General features: G+C 65.4%; 11 protein-coding genes. 2 read left to right on the plus strand and 9 right to left on the minus strand.

What is annotated here, in order from left to right; translation table 11 throughout:
- Positions 1–3: 3 nt before the first annotated feature.
- The 9 genes from J3B00_RS04960 to J3B00_RS05000 form a co-directional block, all read right to left on the minus strand.
- Positions 4–1,653 (minus strand): class I adenylate-forming enzyme family protein, encoded by a 1,650-nt coding sequence (locus J3B00_RS04960; protein ID WP_209864864.1) that lies wholly within the window; start codon positions 1,651–1,653, stop codon positions 4–6.
- On the minus strand, positions 1,650–3,458 hold the full coding sequence (locus J3B00_RS04965) for a CoA transferase (protein ID WP_209864867.1): 1,809 nt from the start codon (positions 3,456–3,458) through the stop codon (positions 1,650–1,652). The genes J3B00_RS04960 and J3B00_RS04965 overlap by 4 nt, the downstream gene beginning before the upstream one ends.
- 136 nt (positions 3,459–3,594) lie before the next feature.
- The gene (locus J3B00_RS04970) at positions 3,595–3,867 is read right to left on the minus strand and encodes a MoaD/ThiS family protein (protein WP_209864869.1); all 273 of its coding nucleotides are present in this window, start codon (positions 3,865–3,867) and stop codon (positions 3,595–3,597) included.
- Between the two features lie 56 nt (positions 3,868–3,923).
- Positions 3,924–4,334: a M67 family metallopeptidase gene (locus tag J3B00_RS04975; RefSeq protein ID WP_209864871.1), complete on the minus strand. Its 411-nt coding sequence runs from the start codon at positions 4,332–4,334 to the stop codon at positions 3,924–3,926.
- Positions 4,335–4,344: 10 nt separating this feature from the next.
- Positions 4,345–5,517: a molybdopterin-synthase adenylyltransferase MoeB gene (gene moeB / locus J3B00_RS04980; RefSeq protein WP_209864874.1), complete on the minus strand. Its 1,173-nt coding sequence runs from the start codon at positions 5,515–5,517 to the stop codon at positions 4,345–4,347.
- Between the two features lie 231 nt (positions 5,518–5,748).
- Positions 5,749–8,268, minus strand: a complete 2,520-nt coding sequence (locus J3B00_RS04985) for an aminotransferase class III-fold pyridoxal phosphate-dependent enzyme (protein ID WP_209864877.1) — start codon at positions 8,266–8,268, stop codon at positions 5,749–5,751.
- A complete protein-coding gene (locus J3B00_RS04990; RefSeq protein ID WP_209864890.1) occupies positions 8,268–10,643 on the minus strand; it encodes a thiamine pyrophosphate-binding protein in 2,376 nt (791 codons plus the stop codon). The genes J3B00_RS04985 and J3B00_RS04990 overlap by 1 nt, the downstream gene beginning before the upstream one ends.
- Positions 10,640–11,920, minus strand: a complete 1,281-nt coding sequence (locus J3B00_RS04995; RefSeq protein WP_209864894.1) for an MFS transporter — start codon at positions 11,918–11,920, stop codon at positions 10,640–10,642. Before J3B00_RS04995 ends, J3B00_RS04990 begins: the two co-directional genes overlap by 4 nt.
- A gap of 4 nt (positions 11,921–11,924) precedes the next feature.
- Positions 11,925–12,968 carry a class I SAM-dependent methyltransferase gene (locus J3B00_RS05000; protein ID WP_209864898.1) on the minus strand — a complete coding sequence of 348 codons (1,044 nt, stop codon included), beginning with the start codon at positions 12,966–12,968 and terminating at the stop codon, positions 11,925–11,927.
- Between the two features lie 222 nt (positions 12,969–13,190).
- On the opposite strand from J3B00_RS05000, the gene J3B00_RS05005 reads away from it, so the two are divergent.
- The gene (locus J3B00_RS05005) at positions 13,191–14,153 is read left to right on the plus strand and encodes an AraC family transcriptional regulator (protein ID WP_245362490.1); all 963 of its coding nucleotides are present in this window, start codon (positions 13,191–13,193) and stop codon (positions 14,151–14,153) included.
- Between the two features lie 362 nt (positions 14,154–14,515).
- Positions 14,516–17,635, plus strand: coding sequence for a TonB-dependent receptor (locus tag J3B00_RS05010; RefSeq protein ID WP_209864901.1), 3,120 nt, complete (start codon positions 14,516–14,518; stop codon positions 17,633–17,635).
- Positions 17,636–17,679: the final 44 nt, after the last annotated feature.

Here is a 17,679-nt window from a genome sequence, read left to right on the forward strand (position 1 = left end):
GCCTCAGCCCGCCTGCCGGGCCGGTTCGCTGAGCCCTGCGGCATCGGCGGCCAGCGCACGCTTGTCGATCTTGCCGGCCGGGGTCAGCGGCAGGTGACGATAGAAGCGCAGGTATTCGGGCAGCTTGTTGACCTCCAGGCCCTGCTCACGCAGAAACGCGCTGATGTCGGCCAAAGCGAACTTGGCCACGCCTTCGCGCAGGGTCACGCACAGGCACACGCGCTGGCCGAGGTCGGCGTCGGGCACCGGCACACAGGCCACGGTGACCACGTCGGGGTGGGCCATGACCAGGCCTTCGATCTGCACCGGGCTGATGTTGGCGCCGCCACGGATGATGATGTCCTTCTTGCGCCCAGCCAGCACCAGGTAGCCCTGGTTGTCGATGAAACCGAGGTCGCCGGTCTTCACCCAGCCCTCGGCGTCGCGGTAGCGCTCGTCGAGCTCCGGGGCGTTGACATACTGCATCGGGCTCAGCGGGCCGCGCGCGGTGATCTCGCCGACATCGCCCTGTGGCAGTTCGCGGCCGAGGTCGTCGACGATGCGGATCTCGCAGACCGCCGGGTTGGGTTTGCCGACGCTGCCCAGGACCACGTCGATCGGGTCGTCGAGGGTGTTGTGGCAGTTCACACCGTCGGCCGAGCCGTACAGGCTGATGAAGCCGCAGGCGAAGTTCTCGGTGCAGCGCAGCACGGTTGCTTCGTCGATCAGCGAGCCGCCGCAGATCAACCCGCGCAGGCTGGACTTGTCGATGCTGGCCAGGGCCGGGTCGGCGGCGATGCGCTGGAGCATGGTCGGTACGCCGAGGATGAAGCTTGGGCGCAGTTGCTCGATGGCCTTGATCGCCTCGCCGACGTCGAAGCGCGGCAGCACCACCAGCGAACCGCCGAGCCAGCTGAGCACGCCAAAGGTCGCGGTCGAGCCGAACGACGACCCTAGCGGCACCAAATACAGGCCGCGGAACTCGGCGCCGTCGTCGCTGATGCGCTGCAGGAAGCGGCCACGGCCGCCGACCAGGGCGTTGTGCGAATAGGCGACCAGCTTGGGCTCTGACTCGGTGCCGGACGACACCAGCAGGCGCACCGGCGAATCCGGGCAGACCTTGGGCAGGCTGGCCAGGTCCAGCGGCGGCTGGTCGAGCAAAGCGTCGAGGGTCGACCAGCCAGCCCGCGGCTCGCCATCGACGATCAGCACGCGCAGCGAGAGCAAGGTTGGCCGCAGCGACTCGATCACTTCGCACAGGGCGATGTCGGCGTAGGTTTGCGGGACGATCACCGCGCGGGCGTCGCAGCGCCGAACCATCGCCTGGATATCCAGCTTGCCGCGCCCCGGCGGGAAGGGGGCGACGATTGCGCCCAGCGCGGCCACCGCCAGGTCGATGGCGCAGCAGCGCCAGGTGTTGCTCAGCTGATAGGCGACCACGTCGCCGGCGACGATGCCCGCCTGGCGCAGGCTGCTGGCCAGGCGCAGGGCAGCGTCGAGCAGTTCGGCGTAGCTGATGTTGCCCTCTGGCGAGAGCACTGCGGCCTTGTCCGGCGACTGCGCGACACGCTGGCGGAACAGGCTGAACACATCCTGGTTGGGGTAGCTGCCGTCTTCAGTCCAGCGGCGGCGGGTGTGCAGTGGAACCAGGTCAATGATGCCGGCAGTATTCATGTGAAACTCCACGGAGATTGAACAGAGCGATAGGCGCGCTGGGTCAGGCTCGGCGCCAGACGCGGGTCGGTGGCGAGCAATGCGAGGTCTTCATGGACGACGCTGGCGGGGATCCCGGCTTGCAGGCAGGCGTTCAGCCAGTGTTCGCTGCCGGCGCCGCGCAGTTGCTCGTGCAGGCGGCGCGGGTCTGCTTCGCCACCGAGCAGGCGGGCCAGTGCCTGGTGTTGCTGGCGGGTCTGGCAGTCGATGGCGAGCAGGTCGTCGCCGGTGGCGAACACCCCTTGCAGCAGGCTCGGCGACAGCGCGCCGCTGTGCGGGTCGAGCAGCAGGTCGGCAGCGCCCAGCAGCGAGCTGTGCACCTGGCTGCCGTGGCCATGCAGCTCGCGTTCGAGCAGCGCCGCGCAGATGCCTTGGGCGCTGATCACCCCGCCAAGCACGTCGAGCGCGGTAAACAGGGTGCCGCCACGGGTGCCGGAGGCGCTGGCGATGCGCGAGGCGACCCCCGACCAGGCCTGCACGGTGAAGTCGGTGCCCGGTGCGTCGACCTGGGCATCGCCCCAGCCTCCGGCATAGGCATGGATCAGCGACGGTTGCGCGGCGTGCAGGTCGACCGCGTCCAGCGCCAGTTCGGCGGCCTTGCCCGGCGCCCAGTTGTGCAGGAACACGTCCGCCTCGGCGCACAGCGCGTGGATCTCGGCGCGGCCTTGGGCTGACTTAATGTCCACTTCGCGCACGCGCTTCAGGTGGTTGAGTGCGTCGAAACGCACCGAGCAGCCCTCGGCGCACGGCGGCATGTTGCGCAGCGGATCACCTCCGGGCGGCTCCAGGCGGATCACCTCGGCGCCGAGCAGTGACAGCAGGTGTCCGGCCAGCGGGCCTTGAATGCGTCGGCAAGACTCCAGCACACGAATGCCTTCGAGCGGCAGCTTGCCCGGCGCCTTGCGCACGCGCGGCGTGGCGGCCGGGCCGTGGCGCATCTGCCACGGGGCGGCTGCGCTGGCCGCATGGTCGGCATCGGCGCGGCGCTGCTGCGGGCTGCGCACCGGCACCAGGGCCACGCCGCAGTCTTGGGCCAGCGCCTGGATCCGCGCCAGCGGCAAGCGCGCCACGGCATCCAGGCACTCGGCGGGCATCGGCGCCACGGCGCGGGCGTAGCGCAGGAGAAACTGCTGCCAAGCCTTGCCGGCGACTGTGTCGCTGACCTCAAGCGTGCTCCAGAAGCGCCGCCAAGGCTGGCTGTCGAGGGTTTCCAGCTCGAACAGCACGCCGTCTGCCGAGATGAACGGCGGACGCGCCAGGGCATCGTCCTGGCCGGGCAGCAGCTGCTCGGGGTCTTCTGGCGCGGTGGCACCGGCGAGGTACTGGCCGATGCTCAGCAGGGCGCCGCCGGCCGGGGCCAGTTCGACGTTGGCGAAGCGGCCGCCGCGCAACTGGCCAACGGCGGCGGCGAGGCTGCCCTGCCAGGCCAGCGCGGCGTTGAGGGTGGCGAGATAGTTCACGCCCAGCGCCTGGGGTCTGCCACTGGCGCGGCCGTGCACCGACATGAGACCACAGGCGGCCTGGAGCGTGAATTCGGTAGACAGCTCCAGCGGCAACCCGGGCAAGCCGACGAGGCGGGTCTGCAGCGGACGCAGATCGGGGTGCAGCAGTTGCAGCGCCGGGCTGTCAGGGCCGGCTTGGCTGTCTTTGTGACGCAGGCCCAGGCACTCACCCTGGCGGGCCAGGGCCGCGCTCAGGCTCTGCCACGCAGGCAGGCAGGGGCCGCTGCGCCAGGCGAGGCCGCCTTCGTGCAGGATACGGGACATGTGGGGTTACCTTGGGGATGGAGGGTGTTGGGGTCGGCCTCTTCGCGGAGCAAGCCCGCTCCTGCAGGGATTGCGGTGATCGTGCAGGAGCGGGCTTGCCCCGCGAAGAGGCCCGAACTGAATCAACCGCGGCTGGTTAGCCGCCGGCCACCGCCGGCAGCACGGTCAGCTTGTCACCCGCGGCAATCGCGGTCGCCAGGCCGTCGGCGAAGCGGATATCGTCATCGTTGACGTAGATGTTGACGAAGCGATGCACCTCGTCCTCATGCACCAGGCGGGCCTTGATCCCGGGGTAGCGGCTGTCGAGCTGGTCGATCAGCTGGCGCACCGTCTCGCCCTGCGCTTCGACCTTCTTCTGGCCTTGGGTGAGAGGACGCAGCAGGGTTGGAACCATGACTGAAACCGACATGTGAATCTCCTTTGAAGTGGTGTCCTGGCGGCCCGTCTGTGGGCCACCACGTTGATTCATTCGTGGATCGCCAGGTGCTCTTCGAACACCCGCCCGTCGACGATACGAAAGCTGCGCAGCGGGTGCCTGGCACCCGGCCAGGTCGACACGATCAGGTAGTGCAGTTCGGGGTCGAGGGCATGGGCGATGTCGTCGCGGCTCGGCCAGGCTTCGCTGGCCGTGTGCGAGTGGTAGATCACCCGGCATTCCTCGTCGTGCTCGTCGAGCTCTCGCCAGACCCGCAACTGCTCGCGCGGGTCGAAGCTGAACCAGGTCGGCGAGGCCGCCTGGTTGCGCATCGCGATCACCCGCTCGGCCAGCCGCGAACCACAGGCCGCAGCGATCACCCCGCAGGTTTCGATCGGATGGTCGGCGGCGGCCTGCCGGCGGATCTGCTCCAGTGCCTTACGGGTAATGCGCAATGGCATGCCCGCGCCCTCAGTAGCTCGGCAGCGCCGGGTCGATATCGCGGACCCAGGCCAGCACGCCGCCCTCAAGGTTGCGCACCTTGTCCAGGCCGAGCTTGCGCAGGTCACTGGACACCGCCTGCGAGCGCATACCCGACTTGCAGGTGATGACCAGTTCGGTGTCGCGGCCGAAGCGTTCGATGATCTGCGCCGCGACCTCAGCGCTCTTCGGCATCAGCAGGGCGCCGTCGATGTGCACGATGTCCCATTCGGTCGGTTCGCGAACATCGATCAGCACCGGTGCCTTGCCCGCGTCCTTGAGCGATTTGAACTGCTGGGTACTGATCAGCGGTACGCTGTGATCGTTGCCCGCCGAGGGCGTGTTGAGGCCGCAGAAAGCCTGGTAGTCGGACAGCGCGGTGACCGGCTGGCGGTTGCGCAGGGGCCGGATGCGCAGCTCGCGGTAGCTCATCTCGAGGGCGTCATAGACCATCAGGCGGCCCAGCAGCGGGTCGCCGATGCCGGTCAGCAGCTTGATCGCTTCGGTGCTCATGATCGAGGCGATGGCCGCGCAGAGTACGCCGAGCACGCCGCCTTCCGAGCAGGACGGGGCCAGCTCCGGCGGTGGTGGCTCAGGGTAGAGGTCGCGGTAGTTGAGGCCACGGCCGTCCGGCGCGCCTTCCCAGAACACCGAGGCCTGGCCTTCGAAGCGGAAGATCGAGCCCCACACGTAGGGTTTGTCGGCAAGGATGCAGGCGTCGTTGACCAGGTAGCGCGTGGCGAAGTTGTCGGTGCCATCGAGGATCAGGTCGTAGCGCGAGAACAGCGCGACGGCCATGTCCGGCTCGAGCCGTTCGTTGTGGGTGATCACCTTGACCAGCGGGTTGAGCCGGGCGATGGCCTGGCGGGCGCTTTCGACCTTGAGGTCACCAATGCTCTCGACGGTGTGGATCACCTGGCGCTGCAGGTTGGACTCGTCGACCCGGTCGAAATCGATCACGCCGAGGGTGCCGATGCCGGCGGCGGCGAGGTAGAGCAGGGCGGGCGAGCCCAGGCCGCCTGCGCCGATGACCAGCACCTTGGCGTTTTTCAGGCGGCGTTGGCCGATCACCCCGAGGTTGGGGATCAGCAGGTGGCGGCTGTAGCGGTTCACTTCTTCACGCGTGAGCTCGGCACCGGGTTCGACCAGCGGCGGTAGGGTCATATCGCTTTCTTCCATTCAGTAGATACGAACTGGAACTATTTTCAATTGTGATGCTGGCAGTTTCAATCCGGTCTGTAGGGGGATTCGTATGAGGTGGCGTGAAAAAACTATGCATGCCGTTGGGGCAGGGAACGAGTGCCGGCCTCTTCGCGGGGCACGCCCGCTCCTACAGGGATTGCGCTGATCGTGTAGGAGCGGGCTTGCCCCGCGAAGAGGCCGGCACTGTCAACCTCAAGACTCGAAGGTGGCGAGGTCCTCGCAGACACTGGCAAACGCCGCGAGAAAGCGCTGCGCTTCGTCGAGGCTCAACACCAGCGGCGGCTGGATACGCATCACCCGGTTGTTGTTGGCGGTGACGAAGGTGAGGATGCCGTGCTCTTCGGACAGTTTGGTCATCAGGCGCAGCACGAACATGTCTTCCAGGCTCTGCTCGAGCTCGACCATGGCCGCCTGCAGATGCCGCCGGGCCTTGCCCGAGAGCATCCGGTAGGTGGCCCCGGGGTGCCCGGGAATGCGCCCGGCCATTTCCCGCACCAGCGCCTCGATGCCACCGCTCATGTCGTTGTGGAACTCGATCGCCAGCATCAGCCCGCGCCCGCGCACCGCCTTGATGAACGGGTAACGCGCGGCCACCTGCTGCAAGCCCTGCTGCAGGTGCGCGCCGACCTGCGCCGCGTTGCCGGTGAGATCGTCCTGTTCGAGCACGTCGAGTGCGGCCAGCGCGGCGGCGGCGGCGAAGTTGTTGCCGCCAAAGGTCGAGGTGTGCAGGGCGAAGGTGTCGATGTCGCCGTAAGCCCGCTGCCACACCGACTCGCGCGACAGTGTCGCGCCGATGGGTACCAGCCCGCCGGAGAGCGACTTCGACAGCACCATGATGTCGGGCGCTGTCGCCTCCCAGTCGCAGGCGAACAGCTTGCCGGTGCGGCCCAGGCCGGTCTGGATCTCGTCGAGAATCCACAGGCAGTCGAACTCGTCGCACAGCGCGCGGACCCCGGCCAGGTAGCCTTCAGGCGGCAGGATCACGCCGCCTTCGCCCTGGATCGGCTCGATGATGAAGGCGGCCACATCGCCCTTGGTCAGGCGTTCGCGCAGCGCCTGCAGGTCGCCGAAGGGCAGGCTGTCGCAGCGCGGCAGCAGCGGCTCGAACGGCGTGCGGTGCTTGGCCCGGCCGGTCACCGAAAGGGCGCCGAGGGTCTTGCCGTGGTAGCCGTTGTCGCAATACACCACGCTGCGTTTGTCGCTGGCGGCCAGCGCCAGCTTGAGTGCGGCCTCGACCGCCTCGGTGCCGGAGTTGCTGAAGAACACCCGGCGCAGGTCACCCGGGGCGAGATCGGCCAGGCGCTTGGCCAGCAGGCTGGCGTGCAGCGGCGCCGACAGGTACTGGATGAACGTGGGGAACTGCGCTTGCAGGTAGTGCTGCAGCGCCTGGCTGATCGCCGGATGGTTGTGCCCGGCGTTGAGGCAGCCATAGCCGGCGACGAAGTCCAGGTAGCGGCGGCCGTCGAGGTCGGTCAGCCAGCAGCCTTCGCCGTGGCTGAACACCCGCTCGATGTGGTTGAACTGGTAGAACTCGCGCAGCACCGGGTTGATGTGTTCGCCAAAGTTGTTGAGCACTTCGCGGCGCAGGGTCAGCGGGTCGTCCTTGGCGTCGCTGACGCGTACCGGTCGCTGGCCGTGATGGTGGCGGCGCAGGCGGCCGAAGTCGTCGCTGCCCAGCGCCTCGCCGTCGCTGGCCATCGGCGACGGCGTGAAGCCGTGGCGCTCGGCAATCCGGCCGATCTCGAGGACCTTGTCCACCGGCAGGTCGCGGCCGATCGAGAAGGGTTCGGCACGGCCTTCGAGGGCGAGGATCATGGTCTCCGCCAGGCAGCCGTTCATGCTCCGCTTGGGCTCCAGGCCGAGGGTACGCAGGCCCAGGTGCACCGCCTGGCTGGCCGAGACCAGGCCGCCGTCGACCAGCAGGATGTCACGCCGGGTGTGCGCGACGTCCATCACGTCCTTGGGCAGCGCGGCATCGATCACCACCGAACCCGGCAGCAGCCGGCGCGGGTCGATCAGGCCGCCGCTGGAGGTCGCGGCGACATAGAAGCGCACCGTGGCGTAGCAGTCTTCGACGCTGTCGTGCAGGCTGACCTGGGGGTGGTACTGGGCCGGCAGGTACTCCAGCTGCGCCTGCGCCTGACGCGGGTTGCCGCGGTGCACCAGGCGCAGGCGGCAGCCGTGCTCGGCGAGCAGGCGCGCCACGGCCAGGGCGATCGAACCGGGGTAGCCGAGCACGGCCACTTCGGCGTTCTCGGCGGCCACGCCCAGCTGTTCGAGGCTGTCCAGCAGGTTGGCATAGGCGGCGTAGGCGGTCAGCGAGTTGCCGGTGGTCACGGCGACGTCGGCCTGCTCCATGGTGGCCACGCCGCGGTTGCCGACGATCGCCGTGAAGCCACCGAGGCCGACCAGGTCGGCGCCCTCGGCCTTGAGCGCGTTGACCCCTTGCAGCACCCGTTCAGCGATGGCGCGTGGCTGGCGTAGCATTTGCTCGGCGGTCAGCGGCATGAACTGGAGGATGCCCGAACACTCGGCGCCACAGGCGCTGACGATGCGCCCGAAGTCGACGAAGGGCACCAGGTTGCGCTGGCGCCAACGCTCGCTGCTGTAGCCCCAGGCCTGCTCCTCCAGGGTACGGTCGAGCATGTCGACCAGCTTGACCTGGTGCAGCAGACCGGAGGAGGTGGGGTGGGCAATGAATCCGAATTTCATCAGAGGGTCTCTGTGTTGAGGCGGCTCCAGGCCGTTTCGGAGACCAGGCTCAAGCCATCGCCCTCCGAATTGTGGCCGAGCCAGACGTCGAAGAAGTTGAGCCGGCCAGGTGCAGTGAGGGCCTGGCGCAGGGTCGTGGGGCAGAATTGCAGCAGGCGCGCGCGGCACACGCGGATCGGCCCGAAGGCCTGTTCGTCCCAGGCCGGACCAGTGGCCAGCGGCACGTTGACCTGCGCTGCGCCGTGGCAGGCGTAGCGTTTGTCGAGGTAGGTCTGGATCATCGACAGCACGCCGTTGGCCAGGTACATCACGGTGACGTTGCGCTGGCCGGCGTCGGCGCTGCTGGCCAGCGACATGGCCAGGCGCTGCTCGATGTCCGGCACCAGCGCGCGTGCGCCGTCGCCGATAAACGCCAGGACGTGCTGACGGTTGTTCAGGGCGATGTACGGCAGCGACATCAACGCATCGCCCATCAGCGCCCGGCCGTACCAGCCGGAGAAGCCGGCGTCGGTGCGCGGCAGGTTGCGCATCGCCGAGATGCTGCAGCGGCCGACGTCGTACACGCCGGTGTAGCGGTAGCCGTCCCGCTCGATCAGCTCGGCGAGCAACTGTCCAAGCCGATTGAAGAAGAAGTTCGGCGTCATCGGCAGGGTTTCGATTTGGTCGCTCGGCAACGCTTCGCGGGTCCGCTGCAGCCGTTGCAGGCGCTCGCGGCGTGCCTGCAACAGCGCCGGTGCTACGGCCAGATGCTGCTCGAGGTAGTCGAGCAGTGTGCTCAGCGGCAGGTCGAGGGCGAGGTCGGTGAACGGCGAAATGTGCGCGCGTTGGCGGTTGACCTGGGCGATATGGAACAGGCGCTTGAGGCGGCCTTCGGAGTAGGGCGTGGCCGACTGGTCGATCTTGCCCTTGATGAAGAACAGCCAAGGCTTGCCATGCTCGGCCTCGGGCTGTTCGAGGAAGGCATGGATGCGCCGGCTGAAGCCGTACATCGACAGCGGGCCAAGGTAGTTGAGCACCGGCTCCTGGTCCTGATAACCGGTGACACTGCCAGGCGCGATGATGCTGTCGGCCAGGGCGATGCCGCTGCGCCGGGCCAGGGCCATGACCCGCTGGCGCTCACTGTCGGTGAGCCGGCCACAGTGCCAGAGAATGCGCGCCGGCTCGTTGTTGAGCACCTCGAGCACCTGGGCGAGGGCGGCGCGTTGGCGGGCATCGAGGGCCAGTTCAGGGCTCGGCGCGGGTGCCAGTTGATCCTGTGGGCCGGTTTCGACCCGCGATTCGAGCACGGCCTGGGTGGCGAACAGGAAGGTCGGCGCCGGTTGCCCATCGAGCGAGGCGAAGGCCGCCTCGACGCTGGCGCGCGACTCTTCCGGACGACGGATGAAACGCTGCCACAGGCCGCGTGCGGCGATTACCTGGTGGCCGTCGTTGTCGTTGTCCAGGCTGCCCTGGAAGGCGTACCAGACTGTCTCCGCCGAGTCGGCGCAGATCACCAGCCCCGGCGCACCGGCACGCTTGAGGTTGGCCAGGGTGCCGCGCATTTCGTCGAGCATCCCCGAGGTCATCACGATCACGTACGCACGCCGGTACAACTGCCAGCCAGCCAGGGCGCTGACGGCCAGGGCGTGCTCGTTGCTGGCGGTGTAGAAACCGCTGCCGCTGTCCTTGAGCAAACCGCCCATCGAGTCGATGAACCCGGCGACCATGGAGCCGGTGAAGAAGTGGCAATCCCACTGAGCGGCCCAGCGCGCGTTCATCCGCTTCTGGATGTCGCGGGCCAGAGCTACCGGCTCGTTGGACTGCAGCGTGGTGCGCGACAGCAGGCGGTTGAAGTAGGCGTGTTCGAGGTGGTCGACGAACAGCCGCAGGAGGTCGGCCCGGCGCAGCTGCTGCTCGGCCTGGGGCACCCGCAGCAGGCGGTTGCCACCGAGCCGGTTGAGCCAGTGGCCGAGGTCGTCCTGGCTGCACAGCAGCAGCGCCGAGCTGGGCGAACGCTTGGCCTGCGGCTGCGCGGCGAGCAATTCGACCAGCGGGTCGTGGTCCGGCTGCTGGTCGAGCTGGCGGGTGTCGAACAGCACATAGTCGCTGTCGCTGGTGTCCGCCGCCGCCAGGGCCGAACGCGCGGCGTCGGCATCGCCGAACAGCTGCAGGTCGAGGTACAGGGCATGGCCCTTGGCATGCGCGCGCACATAAGCCTGGGCCTGTTCGGCGACTTGGCGGTACAGGCACTGCCGGTCGTTGTCCGGCCAATGCTGGCTGTGCCGCGGGGTCTCGTGGCCCAACCAGTGGTTGAGCCGCTCCAGCACTGCGTGCACATCCTCCCGCAGCGCGCTGTCGCGGCTGACCAGGCAGATGCCGACGGTCCGGTGTGTCATGGTTTACCCTCGGTGACGATAGTCAACGCGCCAGGCGTGGCGCGGCGTTCGCTGGCCAGCAGCGCTTCGGCGCTGCCGGCAATGCGGTGGCGTACTCGCCAGGCCAGCAACAGGGCCAGCAGCAGCCCGCCGCTGAGGCAGGCGAGCATGCCGTGGTGGCCGAGCCGGTCGAGCAGCAGCCCGGCGGCCACCGGCGCGGCCAGGCGGCTGATGACGAACAGGCTCGATTGCAGACCGTAGTCGCTGGCGGTGCGGTGCCGGCGGCTGAAGAACAGGGTCAGGCCGAACATCAACGCCGACACCGCGCCCATGCTTGCCGCCAGCAGCAGCACACTGGCGATCAACCAGTTCGGCCCCAGCCGCAGCCAGACGCTGACGGTCAGCAGCACCAGCGCCAGCAGCGCCGCCAGCAGGTACAGGAAAATGGCCCGAGCGGTGCCGAACACCGGTATCAGGCGGCCGAACAGCAGGCTCGACACGGCCCCGGTGGCGCCGCCGGCGATGCCCACCAGCCAGGCCACGTCCTGCATGGCCATGCCTTGGTCGAGCATCAGCGGCTTGAGATAGAGCCAGGCGGCGCCGATGAACGGAAAGGCGGTGAGCAGCACCCAGGTCCACTGGCGTGCCGCCGGTTGGCTGAAGAAGCTCATCCAGTCGGCGACCAAACCCGGCTGTGCGGCGGCTTCCGGCTCGAGCGGCTGGGCCCGCTTGCGCAGGGCCAGCAGCGGCAGCAGACCGAGCACCAGCGCCGCGCCCATGATCACGAAGGGTGCCTGCCAGCCCAGCCGGTCCTGGACCAGCAGCATCGCCCCGCCGCCGATGATCGCGCCGAGAAACAGCGCCGCCGAGCGGATGCTACCGGCGCGCAGCTGTTCGCTACGGGGCAGCCACTGCACCGCCAGGGCGTTCAGCGGGATGTCCATCCAGGTGGCAATGATGCTGATGGCAAAGGTCATGGCGAACAGCGGCAGACGCTGCTCGATCAGGTTCTGCCGGCCGATCAGCCAGTACAGGACCAGCAGCACCAAGGCGAGCAGGAGCATCCAGTGGACCAGGTGGCCCTTGCCCAGGCGCACCCGCTGCACCGGCACGGCGAGCAGGAACTTGAACACCGCGGGCAGCCCGGCCAGCTGGAACAGACCGATTTCGGTGCCGCTCCAGCCGTACTGGCGCATCACCAGCGGCATGCCGAACATCAGGTAGATGCTGGGTACCGCCAGGGCCATGTTGAGCCAGCCAAACAGCAGTTGCAGGCCGGCGATTCGAGTGCGGTTCATCGGTTTACCCTTGGGCTCTGCGAGCGATGACGGCGTTGACCGGGGTCACCGGGAAGCGCAGTCCGTTGAGTTGCTGCACCGCGCTGAAGCCGGCGCCCTGGAGCTGGCGCGCCAGTTCGCCTTCGGCCAGCACGTGGCGCCCTTGCAGGCGCATGTGCAGGTAATAAGGCAGCACCTGCGCAGCGGCTTGGCGCTCGTCCGGCACTTCGGCCTGGCAGCACAGCAGCAGCCCGCCGGGGCGCAGCGCCGCGTGCAGGCGGCGGAGCATGGCCGGCAGGTCGTGGACGAAGTGCAGCACCGACGAGCACCAGATCAGGTCGAAGCCGCTGCCGATATCGTCGTGATTGAGATCACCGCCAACCGCCTGCAGGCGTTCGCCGAGGCCGGCACGCTGGATGTTGTCTTCGGCCACCTCGGCGGTCTCGGGGTACTCGAAGACCACCCCGGTCAGGTTCGGCAGGCGCTCGGCCAGGGCGATGGCGACCAGCCCGGGGCCACCGCCGAGGTCGAGCACGCGTTGCAACTGGGCGCATTCGGGCAGGCGCTCGATCAGCGCGCAGGCGACCTCGCTGGTTACCACGCGCTGCTCCTGGGCGATCTGCAGGCGGGCGGCATTGGCCCAGCCCTGGGCGATGGTCGGCGAACTCAGCGGCGGCGGCGTCATGCCGTTGCGCAGGTAATCGCCGAGCTGATTGCCGGTCTGGCGCAGCACGCGATGGCGAAACAGCAAGGCATCGCCGCAGTAGCCGCTGGCCTCGGCCCGCAGGTGCAGCTCGGCCATCGGCAGATTGCGGTAGCGCGGTGGGTGCTGCTGGTCGCGTTCGAGCAGGCCCAGGCACCACAGCAGTTCGAGCAGGTAGCCGGCTGCGCCGCTGTCCAGGGCGAGGGCGGTGGCGGTGTGCTGGGCGCTGGCGAACTCGCGCAGCTGATCGAACAGGCCGCACTCGAGGGCGACGCGCAGGGCGTCGGCGCCGAGGCCGCCTAATTGCAGGTCCCAGCAGGTTTGGAGGGGGTGGGCAGTACGCAGATCCTGGTAGTCGGAATTCATCGCGCACCCGCTTTATAGGTCGGGTACGCGCTGCACGGTGTCAGCTTTGCACGTTGAGGCACGGTAACTCCCTGTCGTTGGCCGCTCAGGTGAAACGAAACAAGTCATGGCCGAATCACTGAAAAAGGTGATATATATTAAATGAGAATCATTCAGTATAAGTATGCGAGCCGGAGTCGTTTCTATGCGAATCGCGGCTCGTGGCTGCTCAGGGAGGTCGCCATGACCACAATGAAAGGGAATTGCCGTCTCGGCCTGGATCAGGACCGGCAGCGCAGCGTGCTGGCCGACGGGCGTCTGCGCATGCAGCTGGGCGAGGAGGTCGGCCAGTGCTATTCGGAGCTGTTGCAGCTCGAGCAGGGCCTGTCGCTGGGGCGCCTGCACTACCACCCGACCCGCCCACTGATCGAGGAAACCTGTGGTCCGCATGACGGCCACGTGATGGTGGTGACCATTGGCCTGCAGGGTAAGTCCGGATTCACCGGCAAGGATGGCAACCACCTCGCTTTCGAGGCGGGGCACACCACCATTACCGCGTTTCGGGCGACGCCCGGCGAGCGCCGTTACCAAGCGAATGAAACCGCCTCACAGTTGCGCCTGGTGATCGACCAACCGACCTTGTGCAAGTATGTCGGCGAGGAGCGCGCGGCCCAGGTGCTGGGCAGTGGTCGCTTGCACCGGCTGGATTTTCGCCCCAGCTCGAAGGCCGCCCAGGCGCATGCGGCGGCGTTGGTGCGCTATCTGCAGCCGGGCTTGCTCAACCCGTCGAACCGGCTCGACCTGCATATTCATACCCTCAGCCTGTTGTCCGAGCAGTTCAACCTGCTGGCGCCGCAAGAGAGTGTCGCCTCGCCGCTGAGTACCAGCGAGATCGAGCGCATCGAACGCGCGCGCAACCTGTTGTGCGAGCAGTTGCACCAGCCGTTGACCGTTGAGTACCTGGCCACGGCGGTGGGGATGAACGAGCACAAGCTCAAGGAAGGCTTTCGCTACCTGTTCGATTCGACCCCGGCGCGGATGCTGCTGGATCTGCGCATGCGCAAGGCGATGACCCTGCTCGAGTCCGGCCAGCAGGTGGCGCAGGCGGCGTGGCAGGTGGGCTACAAGTACCCGAACAACTTCACCGTGGCGTTTACCCGCTACTTTGGCCGGGCGCCTAAGTCGATTTTTGGCAAGAAGCGTTAGGGGCGTGGTCTCGGTCGTCCTGAAGTTACGCTTTAGTCTTCATTGATGCCGGGGCCGCTGCGCAGCCCTTTCGCGACACAAGGCCGCTCCTACAGGTACAACGCGAGTCTATGGCCCGCGACAATCCTGTGGGAGCGGCTTTGTGTCGCGAAAGGGCTGCGAAGCGGCCCCGGCAGGCTCAAGCCAGGCGCGATGGTCGGTTGCACCCGGCGATGCCGCCCTTCACCCAACTCCCACGCATACATTTTTTTGCCTCTCGCATATACATCTAAACGAGATTCATTTGCGTTTATCGGTAGTATCACTCCGCCGCCACAGAGCGGCCATGAAACTGCCATGTATCGATAAACACAGGTCTCGCCATGCCCTTGCTCACCACACCACCGTCGCCCATGCGCCTCAAGCCGTTGGCCTGGTCGATCCTGCTGGCGCTGTCCAGCCCCGCCGCCTTGGCCGAGGGAGAACCCCAGGCCGGCAAGACGTCCACACCGAACATGGGTGCGATCGAGATCGAGCTGCCCGCAGGCTTCGAGGACGAACTGAACAAGTCCGGTACCTCGCAGAAAGGCCTGCAGGTGCTGGAGGCGTCGGAGGTGAAGGGCGAGTGGGAGGCGCTGGACGAAAAGGGCAAGAACGACGTCTACCGCAAGGACGTTTCCAACGTGTACGTCGGCAAGGAAGACATCGAGCGCTACAAGGGCGCCAGCGTTGGCGACCTGTTCAAGGGCTTGAACGGCGTCTACAGCGGCGAGTCGCGCAACAGCGGGGCGCTTGATCCGAACATTCGTGGCATCCAGGGCGAAGGGCGGATTCCGGTGACGGTCGACGGTACTGAGCAATCCACCTCGGTGTGGCTGGGGTCGGCGGGGGTTTCCAACCGCAACTATGTTGACCCGAACATGATCGGCGGCATCTCGGTGGAAAAGGGGCCGTCGATGACCCCTGGGGTCAAGAGTGGCATCGGTGGCTCGGTCGAGATCCGCACCCTGGACGCCGAGGACATCGTCACGCCGGGTGAGCGCTATGGGCTGGAGATCAAGAGCGAGACTGCCAGCAATGCCGTGGCGCCCAATGAAGACGGTATCAACAACCTGGGGCGGGATTACCGCGACATCGAAGGGGCCTATCGCGCAGGTCAGTACATCTATTTCGCCAACGGCGGCGGAACGCTCTATACCCCGCATGAGTCCTCGCGCTCGAATGACTTCGACTTCGAGGACAATGCGTTTCGCATCGCCGCGGCGACCCGCCAGGAAAATTTCGACCTGCTCGGTGCTTACAGTTATCGCAAGAAGGGTAACTACTACAGCGGTAAGGAGGGCAGTAAGCGTTACGAGTCTGAAAGTGGCTACGACGGGGAGGCGGCGAAGAACGCTCAGGCAATTGGCGACACCACGGGGAACTATCTGGCCAGCTTCTATAACCCAGGTGGAGAAGTATCAGGCACGTCGAACGAAATGCGCACCACGCTGCTCAAGGGAACGGTCTACTTGCCCTATGAACAGCGTGTCAAAGTTTCCTACATGCACAGCGATATCGAGTTTGGCGAAACCATGCCTTACTTGATCAACGAGACCATGCATCAAGTGCCCAGCGGCAGCAATTTCGGTTTTCAGCTGCCCTACAGTGAAGTCAACCAGGACACGCTTTCGATCAATTACACGTGGAATCCGGAAGATAACCGTTGGGTCGATCTGGATGCCGGCTTCTGGATGACCAAAAGCGACTCGAAGCGCTACCAGAACGGCGAGCAGGTGTATGCCATCGCCGGGGATGGGGATGCGGCGTGGGACAATTATGTGCAATGCCGCTACAGCCTGTCAGGGTGTAATGGGAATACAGCGATGCCCGATAAGTTAGCCAATAGCGACGGTCGCTTCAACCTGTTCTCGCGTGCCCTGCAGGTGACCCAACATGATCGCTGGGGCGTTACGCTCGGTAACCGCATGCAACTGACGGACAGTTGGATGTTGACGCTGTCGGGCGATTTCAGCAAAGAAAAACTGGAGCAGAGTGACAATGCGTCCAAGGATATTGGTAGCAATTATATCTTTGCCTTGAATTATTTGGGGCCACGCGGTGGGAGACGTGAACAGTATAACTTCAGCTTTAATAACGAGTGGGCTGCAACGCCGTGGTTGACGTTTACTGCGGGGGCGCGCTACAGCGATTACAACTCGTTTGATACGACCTTGGATGACTATCGGAAAGCTCAAACAGCGGGCTGGGATGTTAGCGCTTACCAAACCGCAGAGAACTTCGGTTACAAGCGACTGCTGAGTGACCAAGAAGCCCTCGACTTCGAGAAAACGGTGCGTGCTGAGGTGGAAAGTTGGGGCGTCGACGATCCAGACTTCATCGAAGAAAACGTAGCCGCAACCCTTGGGGATGCATCCGTAAACGGTGTGTATTATGTGCAGGCAGATGACGTCCAGGTACCGCTCAAGGGCACGGTGCTGGACAGCAGTGCCAACCCCTTCACCAACGGCACGATTGATCTGAATGAGCAGGTGGTCAACGCTCAAGGTAGTGGACGTACCGTTGCGCGCTATCTGCCCACCTGGGCTGGGACAAGCAGTCCCTACCAACAAATACCGGAGAGTGAACGCTGGGCCAAGCCGAAAAAACGTGAGGATAGCGCTTGGGCGCCTATGGCTGGGGTCACCGTGAAGCTGAGTGACAGCGCCAGGGTGTATGCGCGTTATGTTGAGTTTATTCGCTTCCCCACCATCTACGAAGACTCCCAATCGTATTCAGGTACGGGGATGGGTGTTACCGCTAATCAGCCGAGCCCTGAACATGCCTATAACTGGGAGGTAGGCTATGTTCAAGACCTGCTAGGGTTTGCTCCCGAGTGGAGAAGCGCGGATTTACGTGTTAATTATTATAAAAGCGAGATCAAGGATTACATAGATAGGGATTTCTCTTATAACATTATTCAGTATGAAAAAAAGCTGATGTCGGGTATCGAGCTGCAGGCGCGTTTTGATACCGGTAAATATTTTACAAGCTTCGGCGCCAGCTATCGGCTTGATCAGCGTCTATGCGATAAAGATGTGGCCAATACCCTTGATCCTATTTACGGCAGGGTAAAGGAATGCGTGACCGGTGGTTTCCCGTCGACGTTCTCCAGAACCAGCTTGCAGCCTAAATATTCCTTGAACCTGGATGGGGGTGTGCGCCTGTTCGATGAGCGCCTGGAGCTGGGCGCGCGCATGGTGTATCACAGCAGCGCCAAGAACAAGGAAGAGGCCAAGTGGATCGAACAGAATCTTAATTTTGTCAAAGGTATCAACCAGCCCTACGAGTGGCATCCCATCTGGGTGTTCGACAGTTATGCGACCTTGCACGTCAATAAGCACATTGATGTCGACGTTGGCGTGAACAACATTACAAACCGATATTACCTTGATCCGCTGTCACGGACGGTGATGCCGGCTCCCGGTCGTACCCTCAAGGTGGGCTTGACCGCACGCTTCTAGATTTTTTGCTGTTTTAGTAAAAACAGTGTTTTCTCAACCTATGA

Source organism: Pseudomonas sp. BP8, from assembly GCF_017875955.1.
Lineage (GTDB): Bacteria > Pseudomonadota > Gammaproteobacteria > Pseudomonadales > Pseudomonadaceae > Aquipseudomonas.